The 1,087-nt window shown below is 66.0% G+C and carries 2 protein-coding genes; one reads left to right on the top strand and one right to left on the bottom strand.

The features are described 5' to 3' along the window. Nucleotides 1-72 precede the first annotated feature (72 nt). Nucleotides 73-285 (top strand): hypothetical protein, encoded by a 213-nt coding sequence (locus tag EN742_RS35760; protein WP_126054805.1) that lies wholly within the window; start codon nucleotides 73-75, stop codon nucleotides 283-285. Between the two features lie 55 nt (nucleotides 286-340). Here the strand turns inward: EN742_RS35760 and EN742_RS35755 are convergent. After that, nucleotides 341-1,087, bottom strand: a 747-nt coding sequence (locus EN742_RS35755; protein ID WP_128333927.1) for a hypothetical protein, incomplete at its 5' end; no start/stop codon positions are given.

The following is a 1,087-nucleotide window of genomic DNA, read 5'->3' as shown; positions in this document are numbered from 1 at the left end:
CAAAGCGTCATTGGCGGGCCATCATTGGCTGCCTATCTATCGTGCGCGGGCCGGCATTCGAGGAGGCGACGGATGAGCGAGAGCATCAACACCCTGGACGAGCTTTTGAACGACCCGATGGTCCGGCTCGTGATGGAGCGCGACCGCGTGCAGCCAGCCGAGCTTCGCACCCTGCTCGAGAGGGCTCGCGGCAGCGCGGCTGACGACATGCGCGCCGGCCAGCCGATGGTGCCGCCGGCCCACATGGTCGCCAAGAACTGCTTCCGGCAATGGCTGCGGGTCTAAAGCAATTCCAGCAAGAGTGTGAAGCGGTCTTCCGTCCGGAAACAAGCCTAGCTGCTTAATTCGAGGCAGCCGGCAAATAGCTGTAATGGCTGCGGAAATATGCGATCCGGAAGCCAAGGCGGGCATAGTTGCGATAGGCGGGTCCGTCGCGCTCCTCATGCGGCGCCTCGATGTCGGCGACGAACAGTTTCGCGCCGGCCGCCAGGCCGTCGCGGACCAGCGCTTCGCCAAGCACTGCGTCGAGATCGAAGCTCGGCGCCGTGATGCCGGGCACCGGCGCGTCGATGCCGCTCCAGGCCGCGCCGTCGGCGCCGATGAACAGCGAGCGCACCGCCGCCACCGCGCCGTCCCGCTTCAGCATGTAATGATGCCAGCCGTTGCGGCCGACCAGCGCCAGCAGCCAGGGTGAAGTCGGCAGCCTGTACTGGCGATCGATGAAGCCGGCCCATTCGGCAGCCGTTGCTTGCGTCACCCGCTCGACCGAGAGCCCATCGGCCGGGAACAGCGGTTCGGGCGGCAGCGGTGTTGCCTCGCGATAGATCCGCTCCCAGCCGCCCTGGCGCTGCAGGCCGCGCGCTTCGAGCCAGCATCTGAGCCGGGAAGGTTCGGTGTGCGGATTGACATAAAACCAGGGCCGCGAGATGCCGGCAGCGCGGTAATGCGCCAGAAGCGTGTCGAGCTGACTTTCGGTGGCCGGGCCGTCGACGCCGAGATTCTTCACGCAGTTGAAATGGATGAACGGGATCGTCGTGCAGGTGGTCCAGGCCAGATCGCCTTCTGCCGCCATCGAAAGCCCTTGCCT

Source organism: Mesorhizobium sp. M4A.F.Ca.ET.020.02.1.1 (assembly GCF_004022645.1).
GTDB lineage: Bacteria > Pseudomonadota > Alphaproteobacteria > Rhizobiales > Rhizobiaceae > Mesorhizobium.
This window is presented reverse-complemented; position numbering and strand designations above follow the sequence as displayed.

What these genes read in the sequence shown, in the direction of transcription:
- EN742_RS35760 (WP_126054805.1), top strand. Translation starts at nt 73, where the DNA reads ATGAGCGAGAGCATCAACACCCTGGACGAGCTTTTGAACGACCCGATG.